This window comes from Helicobacter pylori SA213A (assembly GCF_000476275.1).
Classification (GTDB): Bacteria; Campylobacterota; Campylobacteria; order Campylobacterales; family Helicobacteraceae; genus Helicobacter; species Helicobacter pylori_CL.
Window position 1 is genome coordinate 61,261 of the sequence record NZ_CBOM010000002.1, and the last position, 18,006, is coordinate 79,266.

Consider the following 18,006-nt stretch of genomic DNA (forward strand, 5'->3'; position numbering starts at 1 on the left):
TTTTGAATAGTTTGCAACGCTGAAGCGGTTTTAGGTTTTTATTTTTTGATTGGAATTTTAATCTGGTTGGGGGTAGAAGTCGCCTTTAATCGTAAATCCCACGCTTGGCTGATTACCATTCATGTTGGGTAAGCCTTTAAAACTTAAACTCACTTGCTCTATCACATACTGATAGCCAACATCATTTTTTACATTGCACCTAAATCAAAAGGCGTAATATCAAATGCGGAATTGTTGCTGAATACTGCGGTGTTAAATATGCGTGCTAATATTGACATTTCGCTGTTTTGGTTATAAGTGTAAGCCATGGTTTAATCCTTGTAGGATTTTTAATCGTCTTAATTATACCATACTTCATTAAAATAACAAAAATTGCTAATAATACTTTATACAATACTTAAAAGCTTCTATCCCAAACGCTAAAAGCGTTTAGGATTTCTGCTTAAAGAATTTGAAGCTTTGATAGAGAAAGGGGTGTAATTTAAGCTTTATTTTTCATTTTCGCCATGATCATTGTGATCGTGGTCTTTTTTGCCTTGTTCTTTGCCATGTTTATCATGACCACCGTGTTTGTGGTGTTTATGCATTTTCCCATGCTTGCATGATCTCAACCCAAAATCATCATCCATGTCTTCCATGTTGCCTTTTTTAAGCGCTTCTTTAATGGCTTTTTGGCGGGCTTCAAAATCCGCTACGGTCATGCTGTCTGTGTTTTTAACCGCGTATTCATGCAATTGTTTATGGAACGCCTTTCTCTTGTCTTCAGGCATCTTTTTCATGCGCATTTTCAACTCTTTTGTGTAATCCACAATATCCTGCGGAGCGACAACACCAGCCATTTTAGCCAAATCTTCATCGCTCGTTTTGCTGAAATCCTTGGCATTTAAAGCCACAAACAACAACGCGCTAACAGAAAGTATTTTCAACGCTTTTTTCATATTTTTCCTTTTAAATTAAATTTTATCTCACTTAGGAGAGCAATGTTCGTCTTTTTTCTTAACAGCCCTACACCAAACTTTTCTCGTATCGCCACTGCAAACGCTCACATTAAGTCCTTTTGCCTTGATCTCTTCAGCGCTTAGACCTTTGGTTTTTTCTTCTAATTCTTTACGCACTTCTTCACGCATTTTTTTGAAATCCTCTTCACTCATTTTGGAAAGATTCTTCCTAGCGATCCGGCTGAAATTCGCGCGGAATTTCTTAGCGTCCTCAGCGTTTAAAGCTTTAAGGCGTTTAGACACTTCCATGCGATAATCAATCGCTTCATTAGAAGGCAGAGTTCCTGCTAATTCTAAAAGCTCTTTATCTTTGAGTTGCGAAAAATCCCTAGCGCCTAAAACCTGTAATCCAAGCAAAGCTGATAGGCAAAAAGCCAAACTCCTTCTCATTCCCAATTCCTTGTTGTCTAAATTTTTGCCGCATGACGACAGCAAATTTTGGCATTTTACCATGTTAATTTTAACTTATTCTCAAACGACTCTAAGAGCGCTAAAAAATGGGGTTTTTAAATTTCGCGCAAGCCATTATGTATCATCATTTAACTTTTATTTATAAAGGTCGTTTTAAACCCTAAAATTTTAAAATACCATTTTGAATGATTTGGTTGTATGGCGTTAATAGTTTTTGGCTTATTTTGAGTGAAAGGACTTGAGTAAGATGTTTGTGGTTTTTATAGAAGGTTTTGGTTTGGCTATTTCTTTGTGCGCGGCAGTGGGGGCGCAATCCTTGTTTATTATAGAGCGAGGCATGGCTAGGAATTATGTGTTTTTGATTTGCACTTTGTGTTTTATGTGCGATATTGTGTTAATGAGCATGGGCGTGTTTGGCGTGGGGGCTTATTTCGCTAAAAATCTTTATTTGAGCCTGTCTTTGAATCTATTTGGGGCGCTTTTTACCGGGTTTTATGCTTTTTTAGCGTTAAAAACCCTTTTTCAAACCTTTAAAAAAAAGCAAGTCCAAACCCCCAAAAAACTATCCTTAAAAAAGACTTTATTATTCACTTTAGGCGTTACTTTACTCAACCCGCAAGTGTATTTGGAAATGGTTTTTCTCATTGGCGCGAGCGCTTTGTCTTTTAACCTAGCTCAAAAATTTGTCTTTCTAGCCGGCACTTTATCAGCGGCTTTTTCTTGGCTTTTATTGTTATGCGTTTTGTCCTTACGCTATGGCTATAAACTTTTAAACAACCAAAAAATCTTTATAGGCGTGAACCTCTTTGTAACGGCTATCATGGGGACGCTTAGTATTAATTTATTTAAAGATTTTTTAGCGCTATTGAGTAAAACCTAAAAAGGGGCTAGTTTTAAGTCATTTTGCATTACAATACCCCTAAACAAGTTTAAGGATTAAAACCAAATATGCAAGTTTTAGCGTTAAAATACCGCCCCAAACATTTTAGCGAGCTAGTCGGTCAAGAGAGCGTGGCTAAAACGCTTTCTTTAGCCTTAGACAACCAGCGTTTGGCTAACGCTTATTTATTTAGCGGGTTGAGAGGTTCAGGTAAAACCAGCTCGTCTAGGATTTTTGCAAGGGCTTTGATGTGTGAAAAAGGGCCAAAAGCCGTGCCTTGCGATACTTGCACCCAATGCCAGAGCGCTTTAAACAACCACCATATAGATATTATAGAAATGGACGGGGCGTCCAATAGGGGGATTGATGATGTCCGTAACCTCATAGAGCAAACCCGCTACAAACCAAGCTTTGGGCGTTATAAAATCTTTATCATTGACGAAGTGCATATGTTCACTACCGAAGCGTTTAACGCACTTTTAAAGACTTTAGAAGAGCCACCTAGCCATGTGAAATTCCTTTTAGCGACAACGGACGCTCTAAAATTGCCCGCTACCATACTCAGCCGCACCCAGCATTTTAGGTTTAAAAAAATCCCTGAAAATTCTGTTATTTCTCATTTAAAAACCATTTTAGAAAAAGAACAAGTGCATTATGAAGCAAGCGCGTTAGAAAAACTAGCCCACAGCGGGCAAGGGAGCTTGAGAGACACGCTCACCCTTTTAGAACAAGCCATCAATTATTGCGATAACGCTATCACAGAAAGCAAAGTGGCGGAAATGTTAGGGGCGATTGACAGGAGCGTTTTGGAAGATTTTTTTCAAAGTTTAATCAACCAAGATGAAGCTAAATTGCAAGAGCGTTATGAAATTTTAGAAAATTATGAAACCGAGGGCGTTTTAGAAGAAATGATGCTTTTTTTGAAAGCGAAATTATTAAGCCCTGATGCTTATTCCATCCTTTTGATAGAGCGCTTTTTTAAAATCATTATGAGCAGTTTGAGCCTTTTAAAAGAGGGGGCAAATTCTGGTTTTGTGCTGTTGTTATTGAAAATGAAATTTAAAGAAGCTTTGAAACTCAAAGCCCTAGATGATGCGATTTTAGAATTAGAGCAAAGTAAAGAAAACGCTTTAAAACCTTTAAACCAACACGCTAACGCTATCCAACAAGAAAATCAAACGCTAAAAGCCCCACCACCAAAAGCTCCAATAATAGAAATCCCAGTAGCAGAAGTTCCAATAGCAGAAACTCCACAAACTCCCATGCTTTCAGCTAAAGATCGCATTTTTCACAACCTTTTCAAACAAGTTCAAACATTGGTTTATGAGCGCAATTATGAGTTAGGGGCGGTGTTTGAAAAAAATATCCGTTTCATTGATTTTGACAGCCAGACTAAAACCTTGACTTGGGAGTCTTTAGCCACTGATAAAGATAAAGAGCTTTTAAGAGAACGATTTAAAATCGTGAAAGGTATCGTTGATGGGGTTTTTGGTAAGGGCGAAAATATCAAAATCGCTTTAAAAAATCATTTGGAAAATAAAAGCGCTAGAGAAGAAACTAAAGAGGTTAAAGATTTTAAAATTTCTTCTTTAAGGGAAAAAATCTTACCCAAACCAACCACCGAAACCACGGCTGAAACGAAAGAAAAAGAGGTTCAAAAAAACGAGATTAAAGAAAAAGAAATTAAAGAAAACGACACTAAAGAGGTTCAAGAAACCCAACCAAAACAAGCCCCTACAGCCTTGCAAGAATTCATGGCTAACCATTCTAATCTCATTGAAGAGATTAAAAGCGAGTTTGAAATCAAAAGCGTGGAATTGTTATGAGAGCGAATTTAGACGAGTTAGATAAAGTGGCGGCTGCAATTTTAAAAGATGATTTTAAAGGGGTGGTGCTTTTAAAAGGCGTTGTGGGGAGCGGTAAAACGACTTTAGTTCAAGCGTGCTTGAAACGCTTGGGTTTAGACATTCAAGCGACTTCGCCCACCTTTAGCTTGATGCATGCTTATAGCGAGAGCGTGTTCCATTATGATTTTTACATGCGCGATTTAGAGACTTGCTTGGAGCTTGGCATGTTAGAGTGCTTGTTAGAAAAGGGGATCCATTTTGTGGAATGGGGCGATGAAAAATTAGAAAAAATTTTAAAAAAATACGATTTAGCTATTAAGGTTGTGGAAATCAAAACCGAATCAACTAGCCGTTTTTATACAATAAAGATCGCTTAAAGGGTCGCTTGAATGGATATTTTAAAAGCAGAGCACTTAAACAAACAGATTAAAAAAACCAAAATCGTTTCAGATGTTTCTTTAGAAGTGAAAAGCGGCGAAGTGGTGGGGCTTTTAGGGCCTAATGGGGCGGGTAAAACCACCACCTTTTATATGATATGCGGGCTTTTAGAGCCTAGTGGGGGGAGCGTTTATTTAAACGATGTGAATTTAGCTAAATACCCCTTACACAAGCGTTCTAACTTAGGCATAGGCTACTTGCCCCAAGAATCTAGCATTTTTAAAGAATTGAGCGTGGAAGAGAATCTAGCCCTAGCAGGAGAGAGCACTTTTAAAAACTCTAAAGAGAGCGAAGAAAAAATGGAAAGCTTGCTAGACGCTTTTAATATCCAAGCCATAAGAGAGCGCAAGGGCATGAGCTTGAGTGGGGGAGAAAGAAGGCGTGTAGAAATCGCTAGGGCTTTAATGAAAAACCCTAAATTCGTGCTATTAGATGAGCCTTTTGCGGGCGTGGATCCGATTGCAGTGATTGACATTCAAAAAATCATTGAAAGCTTGATTGGATTAAATATCGGCGTGTTGATTACTGATCACAATGTGCGAGAGACTTTGAGCGTGTGCCATAGGGCGTATGTGATTAAAAGCGGCACGCTTTTAGCGAGCGGGAACGCTAATGAAATTTATGAAAACGCTTTGGTGCGTAAGTATTATTTAGGGGAAAATTTTAAGGTGTGAATATGGCGATCTTACGCGCAAACCTTAGCCCCAAAAACAAATTAAACGCTACCTTAAAAGGGTGGCTCCCCATTTTACAAAGCGAGCTTGAAGATTTAGAAGAAGTGTTGAAACAAAACGCCCTAGATAACCCCTTAATCAAAATTGAAAACAAACGCATCAAAAATTTTAGCGATCGTTTTAGCGCTAAAAAGAGCAGCGATCATTTAGAAAATTTCGCAATCGCATCTAAAAGCCTTTTTGAAACTTTAGAATCTCAAATCATTCCCCCTCTCTTTCCCACTGAAACCTCTCAAAAAATCGCTATGGATATTATCAGCGGGCTGGATAGTGAAGGGTATTTTGAAGAAAACATTGAAGAAAGGGCTAGAATTTTAGGGGTAGAGAGCGAAGTTTATGAAAAAGTGCGCAAGCGTTTTAGTTACCTTAATCCCGCTGGCATTGGCACTAGAGATGTGAAAGAGAGCTTTTTATTCCAGTTAGAGAGTAGGGAATTAGACGATAATGAGCTTTATGAAGAAGCGCGAAAAATCATTTTAAATTTAGAAAAACACCATGAATTTTCTAAAGATTTTTATTATGAAAAGGCTTTAAAGATTTTAAAATCCTTTAAAAACCCCCCAGCCATTGAGTTTTTAGAAAAAGAAATAGAAGTCATTCCTGAACTTTTTATTGTAGAAGTGGATAATGAAATCATCGTGCGTTTGAACGATGAGAGCTACCCGACGATCAGTTTAGAAGAAAATCGCTTTAAGGATAGCGATTATTTAAAAGACAAATTAAAAGAGGCTAAAGATTTGATTGACGCGTTAAATTTAAGAAAGGCCACGATTTATAAAATCGGTCTGATGCTTTTGGAGTATCAATACGATTTTTTTAAGGGTAAGGAATTACGCCCTTTAAAGCTATTAGATTTAGCCAATGAGTTTAACCACTCTGTAAGCACGATTTCAAGGGCCATTTCTAATAAATATTTGGCATGCGAAAGGGGGGTTTTCCCTATTAAACATTTCTTTAGCATTGCCTTAGACAATAGCGAGACTTCAAACGCTGTGATTAAAGACTATCTTTTAGAATTGATTAAAAACGAGGACAAAAAAGAGCCTTTGAGCGACGCTAAGATTTTAGAACTCATTGAAGAAAAATTCCACTTGAAAATGGTGAGAAGAACGATCACCAAATACCGACAATTACTCAATATCGCTTCATCAAGCGAAAGGAAAAAGCTCTATTTGATGCGCGCTTGAAATTTTAAACATGATTTTTTAAGATTTATTTATTCTTATTCAATATCATTTGCCCTTGTATGCGTGTGAGTTCGAACTCTTGGGATATTTTAGCGAGTTGGTATAAGCTTTCTGTATTGCGCATGTCTAAAGTCTTAATGTAAGCTTCTTTTTGCTCTTTGGTAATCACAAATGGCACTAAATTTTGCTCTAATACGCTATAAAAGATTAGCATTCTGCCTACCCTACCATTGCCATCGCTAAAAGGATGGATTTTTTCAAACAAAATATGTTGTTCTAAAATAGCTTTTAATTTCTCTTCTTTATCTTGTAGGGCATGCATCTTATAATTGAGATTGTCGCACCATTCTTTCATAGCCATAGGCACTTGAAAATGGGGTGTCGTTTCAAAACTGGCTCCTAAAATGATGATATTATCAGTCGTTTTAAAAGCCCCCTTGTTAGGGAGTAAAAAATTCATTAAAATCCCATGCAACTCTCTTATAAAAAAGCTATCAACACTTTGTCCTCTATTCAGGTTTTCTAATAGAAAAGGGAGCATATTTTGATAGTTTTTCACTTCAAAAAAGGCTCTTTGAGGCATTTCTCTAGGAATGTATTCAGTGGTTAAAATGCTTATGGTTTCAGCAAGGCTCAAAGGATTGTTTTCAATAGCGGTGCTATGGTGCGCCATGCGAATCGTTAAATCCATAGCGTAATCGTTAAATTCCAGTAATTCTTTGTAGTGCATCATTAAATTCTTTTTCGCATATTTATAATCAAATACTGCTAACTGAATTTTTATAGTCTCAAAACTTTGTTTTGTTTAAAACTTATTTTTAAATTTATAATTAACAATATATTAGAATAAAACCTAAATGACTTCAAAAACTATTTAAAATTCCTAAACAATTTCCCTAAATCCACACCAAGTATTTGAGCGTGGGATCGCAATTTTAAAAGATTTTCTGCCCCTTTGATCAAATCGCTGCTAGAAATGCCATGAGAAAGAGAGATTTTAGCTTCTAAAAACGCGCTCAAATGATCGCACACCTTTAAAAGCTCCCCACAAACCCCTTGATAGGTGTCGTGGTTAAAAAAAGTGAATAATTCTTCAGCGTCTTTAGTGAAAACGATTTGATGGGATTTGTCTTTATAGCGGTTTTTGAATTCGTTTTCGGTGAAGTATTTTAAATCTTCTTGAACGCCCAAAGAAACAAAGGAATAGACCTTGTTTTGCATTTCCTTTTTTTCAATCTCTTTAATGCAATGATCAAGCCCTGCAACGCTTTGTTTGATAGGCGTGATAATGTCTCTAGTTAGAATCTCGGGTAAATCATGGAAAAGCCCGCCCAAAAAATGATTGATCCGCATGCTTTTACAAGCTTTTAAATCAAAACTCAATAAATACCCCATAAGCGCCACGCATAAGGTATGCCCTAAAACACTAGTTTGTGGCACTCGTGGGGTTTGACTCCAACGCTTTTGGAAACGCAACTGCCCAAACATGCTCACCAGTTTTTTCAAATCTTCTTTTTCCCCAAAAAGCCCTTCAAACAAATGCTCGTTATTGTGGAGTTGCTTGTCAATCTTTTCTTTAATCTCTTTCACGCCATACATGTTGGGGTTAAAATGATAAATAATATCAAACTCCCATTTAGACGCATAAAAATGCGCGCTCTCTAAAATTTGGGTTTCTAAAATTTGGGGTTTGTGGCTTAAATACTCTTCTAATTCTTGTAAGGAAAAATACACGCCAATTTCATCTTGCAAAATTTGCACAACATAGGAGGCTAATTCCTTGCTATGGGTTTGTTGGAGAGCGTAAAAAATAGGGGGTTTAATATCGGTTAAAACCAAGCGTTCCAAAAATTCAAAGCAAAAATACTTGATTAAAAGATCTAAATCTAAGTCATTGCCCCTATCTTTTAAATCTTTAGCGAGTAAATAAGCGATCATCGCTTTATGGGCTTGTTTGTCTAATTCTACAAAATCCAAAGGACATGCTTGGTCATTCCAGCGCCTAATAGACGCACCCACAAACACACGCCTTAAAAATTTAGTTTTGAGTTTAGGGGTTTTTAGGGGTTTAATAGGATGAGCCGCATACATGACTTTCTTTCTTATATTATTTTGAATATTAAAGCTATGAGCTTATTAAGAAATATTGATTTGATCGCACAAACTTGAAAGCTCTTAGTGCATCGCTATCAATATTAACTTAAATCTTATTATACGAAAAAAAGACAAAAATAAGGCTTTTATTTAAAAAAACATTATTTCTGTCAATGGATTTTGCGCTTAATGGATTTTATATTTAAAAAATCCACCCGTAATTAAAAAACACCTTAAAATGGCCAGCCCCTTCATTGAAAACAAAAGAGTTTGTATAATCGCCGTTAGTAGAAACGACGCTAGCTTTTCTTTGGATTAAAGGAATGCTAATACCTACAGAATATTTAGAATGCTTATGGCGGTAATTCAACCCGGTAGCCACATCTAAATTACCGCTCCCTTTGACTTTGTTTAACACATAGTAGCTGTTATACAAGCCCCTTAACCCACCAAAGATACCAAAAGATGAAGAAAAATTTCTTTTAACCAAAATATCGTTTTGGTTTTTATTGGTATAAGTAGTGATAAAATCAAGCAATAAATCCACCCCACCACCATAGCTTAATTGTTGGACTTTTTCACTGCTCGCTTTAGCGTAATTGTATTTGATAATGCCATAATACGCTAATCCTATAAAATCATTAAAGTAGTTTTGATAACCTATCTTAGCGTTAACCCCTAAAATAGGGCTTCTAAAATTTTGTGAAGAGCTTGAAGCGTGGTAATTGGTAACGCTAGAAGTTACAAAAGTTTTTTGAATGGTGCTGAGCATGGAATTGGCTAAATCTTGCGTGTTTAAAGTAGCGTTTAGATTGTAGTTTTTTTGAGAGCTCAAATTAGCGTAATCAATGGGTAGGGCGTTTTGATTGATGAGCTGCTGCCAAACCGCCGTTGTAACCCCCACAAACCCAGCCGGGACATCTGCACAATTGTGATAGATAGAATTAGGGTAGTTGCTAGGGAAAGCGGGCTGATTTGGACCATTGAAACGAGAACACACATTATAGGGGAGGCCATCAGTATCCTTTGGCTTGCCATTATTATCCTTTTCAACTTGACCATCTTTCATCACCGGCACTCTTTGATAGGTCATGTTCCCATTATGGGTATAGCCTTTAGTGTGGCTAAATTCATGCAAAATGACTCTTAAATCTTGTAAATTGATGGTCTTAAGGTTATCGCCAAAGAGTTTTTTAGGTTCTAAAGCAGAAGCTACTACCCCTAACTGGCCATAACGCTTACCATCATCATTATTGCTAGGAGTAATATCGTTCCCAAGTCCTAAAACCCCTGAACTCTTTAGAACAACTACACTAAGATCCGTTTTGCTTCTAAAATTATCAACAATGCCTTGTTTGTTTAACACATATTGTTGGTCGGTTCCAGAATTGACAACCCCATTTGTTCCGGGATTCACGCAATCATTCTCCTCGCCAGTATCGCATTCTCCTCCACCTTTATTAGTGAACTCAAAAGGAGCGTTTAAAATCGCATCTCCCCAAGATTGGGAGTCTAAGACAGCGATCATGTTCAACATTAAATTAGTGAATTCTTTTGCGGTTTCTGGGGTAAAATTTTGCCAACAATCATCTTTACTTTGATTGCTACAATCATTAGTAAATGGGTTATTGTCTAAATACTTCATCATAAAATTTGTCTGAATATTATTGAGCGTTTCAAACACCCTCTGCGTGTTAGCGTCAGAAGCTTGGGTGCTAGAAACTTCAATTTGTTGAAAAATATAAGGACCAATTTGTTTGAGTCCATCAAATAATTTTTCAGGTAAAACGATTTTAGAGTGTTTGGGGATAGTCTCTATCACGCCTAGATCAATGATATTACCTTGAGCGTCTTTAAGGCTAAGCTTAACATTGCTTAGATTATAAGGCAGAAAGTTTTCTATAGTTAGACTGCCATTAAGCATGCTCGCACTCGCTCTAACGGGGGATAAAGATGAAAATTTCAATTGTGATATAGATTTAGCGTCTGTGAACAGATTAGCCGCTCTTTTTAAAACGGCGTCTGTGGGTAAATAATCGTAAGTTGCATAAGTGTTTTTCGTGGTGGTGTATCTTTTTTCTTGCGTCTGTGTGCCTTCTAATAGCCCGGTTTCAAACCCCGCTTCTATAAAAAAGCCATTTTTTTGGTTAGATTCTAAAATACTGAACAATAAAAGTGAAGTGAATAGTTTTTTCATGATTATCCTTTGTTAGTTTATAGTATTTTCATTATACCATTTAAGGGAATTGTTTGTTTATTTTCTTCCAAAAATTAAAGTTTTAAAAGGGTTTAAAAAGAGTTTTATGTTTCAAATAGAAACAAATTTTTAAAAACAAGCGTTCGTTTTAGGGCTAATTTACCATTAATTAGGCTATTTTAATAAAAACTTGACACTCAAAACTTTTAAACCCCCTAGCAAAAACCCACTCGTATTTAGCGGTTGGAACGCTTCACCCCTTCATTTTTCTAAAAAGCGCTTTAATTAGTGCATTTTTTCGCTTCAATATTCCATTCTGCGCCAGATTTAATTTTGTGTTTTTGCGCGAAATTATCCATATTGAGTGCCACAGAAACATTCAACAAGCTGTTAAGATAGACCAAGGGCTGGCCTTCTGGCACATTACCAAAGCTTGCAACATACGGCATTTTCCCTTCGTATTTTTTCTCAGAACCTTTAAAAATCGTTACACACAGCGTGTCGTTGAGTCTGATCCCTGCTTGATTTAGTAATTTGGCGCTGATATTGCTCCAAACATTACCATATTGAATATCTAAAATCGGGATATTACCTTTCACCTCCCCTTTTGTCGCTTTGGCTTTTTGATAGGGGAGTTCAACAACTTTTGAAGGGAGTTTTGGCCCGACCTGCTCAAATGTGATCGCTCCAGAAGCTAGGCGTGCACCGGTGTAGGCATACACATCACGGCCATGGAAAGTGTAGGATTTTTCAGAACCTTTCAAGCGGTTAGCTTTTTCATCAATTTCTCGCACGCTATCAATCCCCAAAGTTTGCGCCACTAAAGTCAGCGTGCCGTTATCTGGCGAGACGAAATACTGATTGTTTTTAGTTTTCAATACCACCGATTTACGCTTAGTGCCTACGCCCGGATCAACCACGCTCACAAATACCGAACCCTCTGGCCAATAACTAGCGGTTTGATACAAGCGGTAAGCGCCTTCCCAAATATTATACGGAGGGATTTCATGCGTTAAATCAAAGATCTTAAGGTTATGATCAACGCTAAAAGCAACGCCTTTCATCGCCGAGACCGCCCCATCTTTTAGGCTAAAATCTGTTTGCAAAATCAAAGCGTTATTGGCATAAACAAACCCTATCTGCGTTGCTAAAAACAACGCTAAAATCGTTTTCCTCATCTGTATTCCCTTATTTGATGCTGCTTTGTGTGTAACGCTGAACGATAAAGATGAAGCGAATATTTTCTCATGGTTTCTCCTTGATTAACTTTTATGGGATTTTAGTTTGCTTTATTATACCATTTAAGGGGGACTCTGTTTTTCTAAAAATCAAGGGTTTAAAAAGATTTATTATTTTATGTTAAAACAAATTTAAAAAAGCGTTCGCTTAGGGTGTTTTGGTGGTGTTTTTGTTCGTTTAATTACTCTTTAATGTTTCTAAAAATAGGGTTTTAGTGGCTTTGTTTTGTTTGATGCAAAGCGCTTTGATGTTTGATTGAAAAATGTTTTTGGTATTTTTTGCATTAAAACGCAATATCGCCAATATTTTCACTATTCTCTATGTAGTATTTAAAGCGCTCTTTTTCTAATTCGTTTTTTAGGATTTGTTGTTCTTCTAAAAGCAGGCGTTTTTGGTCTTCTAGGGCGTTGATTTTACGGCTGATGTAATAAATATTGTTGCTCAAATAGATTTTTGGCGCTAACAAGGCTAAAAACGTGCCCCCAAAAACCAGCACCCCTATTAAAGCCATTAAAGAAAGGCCATGCGAATTTTCATTTGCAGTCCCATCAAATAATTCTTTCTTTTCACTCTCTTCTATACGCACAAAGCGTTCTTTTTCATTTAAAAGATGGTTTTGCATGTTCATGGCTTACTCATGGCTTGAATTGAAACGCCCTCATTTTAGCGCTTCGTGAACGCCTGTTGCGTTTGATTTCTTCTGGGCTTGGAGTGATGGGCTTTTTGGTTAAAATTTCGCCTAAAGCGTGGTTGTTAGAGCAAGTGCATTTGAAACTTAAGGCATCGCAAATGCAATTTTTAGCGTAATCTTTAAAAGCGTTTTTCACTAACGCGTCTTCTAAAGAATGGAAAGAAATCACGCACAAAATCGCCCCCTTAAGGTTTCTAGCGTTTTGTAAAAACTCTTTTAACTCTTCTAATTCGCTATTGACTTCTATGCGAACGGCTTGAAACACTAGTGTCGCTGGATGGATTTTTTTATTTTTAGAAAAGGAGCTTAAAAAATCGCTCAAATCCTTAGCGTCTTTAAAGGGTTTTTTAGCGCGCCTTTCTGCAATTTTATGGGCGATTTTTTTGTATTCTTTGATCTCGCCATAGTCTCTAAAGATTTTTTCTAACGCTATTACAGGATAAGAGTTGATGACTTTTTGAGCGTTCAAATCGCTCTCTAAATCCATGCGCATATCCAGAGCGTGCGAGTGGAAATTAAACCCTCTGTTATCATCATCAAGCTGTAAGGAGCTCACCCCTAAATCCACTAAAACCCCCTTGATTTGATCGCCATGAATTTCTAGGGCTTCTTTAAAGCGTTTGGCAAAACCTCCGCTTAAGAGATGATAACGCCCTTCAAAGGCTTTCAATCGTTCTTTAGCGATTTCTTGAGCGAACTTATCCTTATCAATGCCAATGAGTTTCAGGTGCTGTTTTTGGGATAGAAGGGCTTTAGAATGCCCCCCTAACCCTAAAGTGCAATCAATCAAAACCCCTTCTTCTAAAGGCGTGAACGCTTGCAAAACTTCTTGCAACAAAACGCTTTGATGCAAACTCTCTATTTCTTGCAAACAACCCCCTTAAAACCCCTAGATGAATTTTCCAAACGCTCACTCAATGGTGTTGGTTTTGTTGGTTACGCTCAAAAGTTTCTTTATAATCAATCTTAGCTTTTTAAGATGCAAAAACCCAAACTAAAATCCCTTTTATAAAGACTAAAAAGGGCTTAAAGACACCCTTTTAAAGGGTTTAAAAAGTGTAGTTATACCCTAAATAAAGCGAATAATCCCGTTTCAAATGGTAATAAAGATTAGTAGCGTTAGGACCCGCGCTCAAAAACTTGTTGATGAGTAGGGGTACTCTCACGCCAAACTCTACGCCATTATGCTTGTAGATATTGGCTCTCACGCCAAAATTCAACCATACTTGAAAGGCGACGGTTGAAGTTTTGGTGCTATAAGGAGCGTTAGGGTTACAATAAGTAGGGGTACAAACATCAGGACCTTTAGCTTCAATGATTTGCTCTTTCCAATAGTTTGCCGCTGAGCTTTTCCAAGTGTTACCGCCGATAGCGACCCCACCAAAAACACCAAAAGAAGCGTTATCGTTATCAATAATATCAGCTAACAAATCGCTCCCCACACCCCAAGAGACCATATCCAACTGGATTTTATTGGGTGCATAAACTTGCTTGCCTAAAGTGGCATGCCCGTAATCAAAAAGCCCATACACTCTAAAACCAAACCACTTGCTTGTCATATCAAAAGACTTGAATTGGAAAAACTTCTTATAACCCACATTCAACCCAAGACCATTCAAAGCCCCATTAGCGTATTTAGCATGCCAGTTGATATTGGTGTGTCCTGGATTATACTTATTAGCGGTAAGACCTGGTGGGCAACCTACAACACTCCCTGTGCAATCCCCTGTGTTATAAATATTACTATTCAAACGGGCTTGTCCAAGTTGATAATTAGTCCCTATATAAACACCATCACCTTCGGCTAACAACGAAGAGCTTAAAACTGCGGATAGAAGCCCTAAAGCTACAAACTTTTTCATAAATTCCATTCCTTTACATTCCTATCTTTAAAATTGTCTCATAAAATAATAGCATGTTTATCCTTAATCAAGCAAATATTTTTAACTCTTATGAATAAGAAATGATAATAAAACCATTCTTTTTTGAAGTATAATAGCTCCTTTTAATCCATTTTCTTATTTTAAGGAAACTCTTGCAACATAAAACCATTATGGATAAGATCATTATTCAAGGGGCTAGGGAAAATAATCTCAAAAATATTTTTTTAGAAATCCCTAAAAACCAATTTGTTGTTTTTACCGGATTGAGCGGATCGGGTAAATCCACTCTGGCGTTTGACACTTTATACGCTGAAGGGCAAAGGCGTTATTTAGAGAGTTTGTCTAGCTATGCAAGGCAATTTTTAGACAAAGTGGGTAAGCCTAATGTGGATAAAATTGAAGGGCTAACCCCTGCGATCGCTATTGATCAAAAGACCACTTCTAAAAACCCTAGATCCACGGTGGGGACAATCACTGAAATCTATGATTATTTAAGATTATTGTTTGCAAGGATTGGGGAGCAATTTTGCCCCACATGTTTAGAGCCTATAACTTCCATGAATGCGAGCGATATTATTTCTCAAATCTGTCATTTAGAAGAAAATTCTAAAATCATTATTCTAGCCCCTATCATTAAGGATAAAAAAGGCGCGTTTAATGATAAATTAGAAAGCTTGCGTTTAAAGGGGTATGTGAGGGCTTTTGTTGATGGGGTGATGGTGCGTTTAGATGAGGAAATCCATTTGCACAAAACCAAAAAACACACCATTGAAGCGGTGGTGGATAGGGTGGTTGTCAATAATGAAAACGCTTCACGGATCGCTAGCGCGGTAGAAAAAGCCCTTAAAGAAAGCTATGGGGAATTAGAAGTGGAAATCTTGCAAGAGAATGCCCCAAGTATCAGGAAGCATTACAGCGAGCATAAGGCATGCTTTAAGTGTAAGATAAGTTTTGAAGAATTAGAGCCTTTGAGTTTTTCCTTCAATTCGCCTAAAGGGGCGTGCGAGAGCTGTTTGGGTTTGGGGACAAAATTTAGCTTGGATATTAGTAAGATTTTAGATCCTAACACGCCTTTAAATCAAGGAGCGATTAAAGTCATTTTTGGGTATAACCGCAGTTATTACGCTCAAATGTTTGAAGGCTTTTGCGAATATAATGGCATTGATACCGCGCTTTGTTTCAATGAATTGAATAAAGAGCAGCAAGACGCTCTGTTATATGGGAATGGCACTGAAATCAGCTTTCATTTTAAAAATAGCCCTTTAAAACGCCCTTGGAAAGGCATTATCCAAATCGCTTACGACATGTTTAAAGAGCAAAAGGATTTGAGCGATTACATGAGCGAAAAAACCTGCCCTTCGTGTAAGGGGCATCGTTTGAAAGCCTCCAGTTTGAGCGTTCAAGTTGCTGGCTTGAAAATGGCGGATTTTTTAGATAAACCCATTGAAGAAGTCTATCACTTTTTCAACGATCCCACGCATTTTAGCTACCTTAACGAGCAAGAAAAAAAGATTGCTGATCCCATTTTAAAAGAGATTTTAGAAAGGGTGTTTTTTTTATACGATGTGGGGTTAGGGTATTTGACTTTAGGGAGGGATGCGCGAACGATTAGCGGAGGGGAGAGCCAAAGGATACGAATCGCTAGTCAAATCGGGAGTGGCTTGACAGGGGTTTTGTATGTTTTAGACGAGCCTAGCATTGGCTTGCATGAAAAAGACACGCTCAAACTCATCAACACCCTTAGGAATTTACAAAAAAAGGGGAACACGCTCATTGTCGTAGAGCATGATAAAGAGACGATTAAGCATGCGGATTTTGTTGTGGATATTGGGCCAAAGGCTGGAAGGCATGGAGGCGAGGTGGTTTTTAGCGGGAGCGTGAAAGAGTTATTGCAAAATAACCATTCTACCGCCTTGTATCTCAACGGCACTAAAAAGATTGAGCGCCCTAAATTTGAACCCCCTAAAGAAAAGCATTTTTTAGAAATTAAAAATGTCAATATCAATAACATTAAGAATTTGAGCGTTCAAATCCCTTTAAAACAATTGGTGTGCATTACTGGGGTGAGCGGGAGCGGTAAAAGCTCGCTGATTTTACAAACCCTTTTACCCACCGCTCAAACCCTTTTAAACCACGCTAAAAAAATTCAAAGCTTGAATGGGGTGGAGATTGTAGGGTTGGAATATTTGGATAAAGTGATTTATTTAGATCAAGCCCCCATAGGCAAAACCCCACGAAGCAACCCCGCCACTTACACGGGAGTGATGGATGAAATCAGGATTTTATTTGCCGAGCAAAAAGAAGCTAAAATTTTAGGCTATAGCGCGAGCCGTTTCAGCTTTAATGTGAAAGGGGGGCGGTGTGAGAAATGCCAAGGCGATGGGGACATTAAAATAGAAATGCACTTTTTGCCTGATGTGTTAGTCCAATGCGATAGCTGTAAGGGCGCTAAATACAACCCTCAAACTCTAGAAATCAAGGTGAAAGGCAAATCCATTGCTGATGTGTTGAACATGAGCGTGGAAGAGGCTTATGAATTTTTTGCTAAATTCCCTAAAATCGCCGTGAAGTTAAAAACGCTTATAGATGTGGGCTTGGGCTATATCACTTTAGGGCAAAACGCTACGACTTTAAGCGGGGGGGAGGCTCAAAGGATCAAATTGGCTAAAGAATTGAGTAAAAAAGACACAGGCAAAACCCTTTATATTTTAGATGAGCCTACCACCGGTTTGCATTTTGAAGACGTGAATCACCTTTTACAGGTTTTGCATTCTTTAGTGGCGTTAGGCAATTCCATGCTAGTGATTGAGCATAATTTAGACATCATTAAAAACGCTGATTACATTATAGACATGGGGCCTGATGGGGGGGATAAGGGCGGGAGAGTCATTGCGAGCGGCACGCCTTTAGAAGTCGCGCAAAATTGCGAAAAAACTCAAAGCTATACGGGAAAATTTTTAGCTTTGGAATTGAAATAGCTTGCATGGAGAAGGTTAGCGGCAATAATAGCCACTTGATCATGCAAGAGTTAGCAAAGAAGCCATGCCTTTAAAATCCTCGCATGAAAGTTTGAAAGAACGGCTTTATTATCATTAAGTGTTAATCATAAATTATAAAAAATGCTAAAAAACATTTTTTATAATCAATAGTAAAGAGCCTGATTTTAATGGGGCGATAATTTTTGTAGCGCGGTTTTAGGGTTTAAAAAATGACTTTTAATTTAAAAAATAAGAAGATTAAAATTCAACAAGATTTTATTTATTATTGTTTTCCATCCGCATGATAATCGCCCAAATGGGATCTTTGCCGAGGAGGTTGCCAAACAGAGGCCCCTCAACAACTCGTAAAACACCCTGCTTGTTATTCTAACGGCTGTCTTCTTTGAGTCTTTAAGATATTTGGGGAAT

General features: G+C 37.6%; 16 protein-coding genes. 7 read left to right on the forward strand and 9 right to left on the reverse strand.

All coding sequences use genetic code 11. The annotated features are described in order from the left end of the window. Positions 1 to 488 precede the first annotated feature (488 nt). Both QT74_RS01520 and QT74_RS01525 read right to left on the reverse strand, forming a co-directional pair. Entirely contained in the window at positions 489 to 938 is a 450-nt protein-coding gene (locus QT74_RS01520; protein ID WP_033764088.1) for a sialic acid-binding protein, read from the reverse strand. Between the two features lie 27 nt (positions 939 to 965). Beyond that, positions 966 to 1,388, reverse strand: a complete 423-nt coding sequence (locus QT74_RS01525) for a DUF1104 domain-containing protein (protein WP_033764090.1) — start codon at positions 1,386 to 1,388, stop codon at positions 966 to 968. Positions 1,389 to 1,656: 268 nt separating this feature from the next. On the opposite strand from QT74_RS01525, the gene QT74_RS01530 reads away from it, so the two are divergent. From QT74_RS01530 to QT74_RS01550, 5 genes are all read left to right on the forward strand, one after another. Further along, the gene (locus tag QT74_RS01530) at positions 1,657 to 2,289 is read left to right on the forward strand and encodes a LysE family transporter (protein ID WP_033764092.1); all 633 of its coding nucleotides are present in this window, start codon (positions 1,657 to 1,659) and stop codon (positions 2,287 to 2,289) included. A 68-nt stretch (positions 2,290 to 2,357) separates the two neighbouring features. Then, a complete protein-coding gene (locus tag QT74_RS01535; protein WP_033764095.1) occupies positions 2,358 to 4,115 on the forward strand; it encodes a DNA polymerase III subunit gamma/tau in 1,758 nt (585 codons plus the stop codon). Continuing rightward, complete coding sequence (gene tsaE / locus QT74_RS01540) at positions 4,112 to 4,513, forward strand: tRNA (adenosine(37)-N6)-threonylcarbamoyltransferase complex ATPase subunit type 1 TsaE (protein ID WP_033764097.1); 402 nt, start codon at positions 4,112 to 4,114, stop codon at positions 4,511 to 4,513. Before QT74_RS01535 ends, tsaE begins: the two co-directional genes overlap by 4 nt. A 12-nt stretch (positions 4,514 to 4,525) precedes the next feature. Next, positions 4,526 to 5,248, forward strand: a complete 723-nt coding sequence (gene lptB, locus QT74_RS01545; RefSeq protein WP_000353241.1) for an LPS export ABC transporter ATP-binding protein — start codon at positions 4,526 to 4,528, stop codon at positions 5,246 to 5,248. Positions 5,249 to 5,250: 2 nt separating this feature from the next. Further along, positions 5,251 to 6,495, forward strand: coding sequence for an RNA polymerase factor sigma-54 (locus tag QT74_RS01550; RefSeq protein WP_033764100.1), 1,245 nt, complete (start codon positions 5,251 to 5,253; stop codon positions 6,493 to 6,495). Between the two features lie 25 nt (positions 6,496 to 6,520). On the opposite strand, the gene QT74_RS01555 is transcribed toward QT74_RS01550, so the two are convergent. The 6 genes from QT74_RS01555 to rsmH all read right to left on the reverse strand — a co-directional run bounded on the left by QT74_RS01555 (position 6,521) and on the right by rsmH (position 13,587). Then, entirely contained in the window at positions 6,521 to 7,225 is a 705-nt protein-coding gene (locus QT74_RS01555) for a Fic family protein (RefSeq protein ID WP_033764170.1), read from the reverse strand. A gap of 140 nt (positions 7,226 to 7,365) precedes the next feature. Continuing rightward, complete coding sequence (locus QT74_RS01560; protein WP_033764102.1) at positions 7,366 to 8,586, reverse strand: HD domain-containing protein; 1,221 nt, start codon at positions 8,584 to 8,586, stop codon at positions 7,366 to 7,368. Between the two features lie 205 nt (positions 8,587 to 8,791). Continuing rightward, a complete protein-coding gene (locus QT74_RS01565) occupies positions 8,792 to 10,786 on the reverse strand; it encodes a porin family protein (protein WP_033764104.1) in 1,995 nt (664 codons plus the stop codon). 281 nt (positions 10,787 to 11,067) lie between these two features. Beyond that, complete coding sequence (locus tag QT74_RS01570) at positions 11,068 to 11,964, reverse strand: SAM hydrolase/SAM-dependent halogenase family protein (protein ID WP_033764106.1); 897 nt, start codon at positions 11,962 to 11,964, stop codon at positions 11,068 to 11,070. Positions 11,965 to 12,308: 344 nt separating this feature from the next. After that, a complete protein-coding gene (locus QT74_RS01575) occupies positions 12,309 to 12,653 on the reverse strand; it encodes a hypothetical protein (RefSeq protein ID WP_033764108.1) in 345 nt (114 codons plus the stop codon). Positions 12,654 to 12,660: 7 nt separating this feature from the next. Then, positions 12,661 to 13,587: a 16S rRNA (cytosine(1402)-N(4))-methyltransferase RsmH gene (gene rsmH / locus QT74_RS01580; protein ID WP_033764110.1), complete on the reverse strand. Its 927-nt coding sequence runs from the start codon at positions 13,585 to 13,587 to the stop codon at positions 12,661 to 12,663. Between rsmH and QT74_RS08785 the strand changes: the two genes are divergently transcribed. Continuing rightward, the gene (locus tag QT74_RS08785) at positions 13,564 to 13,686 is read left to right on the forward strand and encodes a hypothetical protein (protein ID WP_267864630.1); all 123 of its coding nucleotides are present in this window, start codon (positions 13,564 to 13,566) and stop codon (positions 13,684 to 13,686) included. The genes rsmH and QT74_RS08785 overlap by 24 nt on opposite strands. Before the next feature lie 79 nt (positions 13,687 to 13,765). Here QT74_RS08785 and hopE read toward each other — a convergent pair whose 3' ends face one another. Then, on the reverse strand, positions 13,766 to 14,587 hold the full coding sequence (gene hopE, locus QT74_RS01585) for a Hop family outer membrane protein HopE (RefSeq protein ID WP_000395404.1): 822 nt from the start codon (positions 14,585 to 14,587) through the stop codon (positions 13,766 to 13,768). A gap of 164 nt (positions 14,588 to 14,751) precedes the next feature. Between hopE and uvrA the strand changes: the two genes are divergently transcribed. Next, complete coding sequence (gene uvrA, locus QT74_RS01590) at positions 14,752 to 17,577, forward strand: excinuclease ABC subunit UvrA (RefSeq protein WP_195742333.1); 2,826 nt, start codon at positions 14,752 to 14,754, stop codon at positions 17,575 to 17,577. The last annotated feature ends 429 nt before the right edge of the window (positions 17,578 to 18,006 follow it).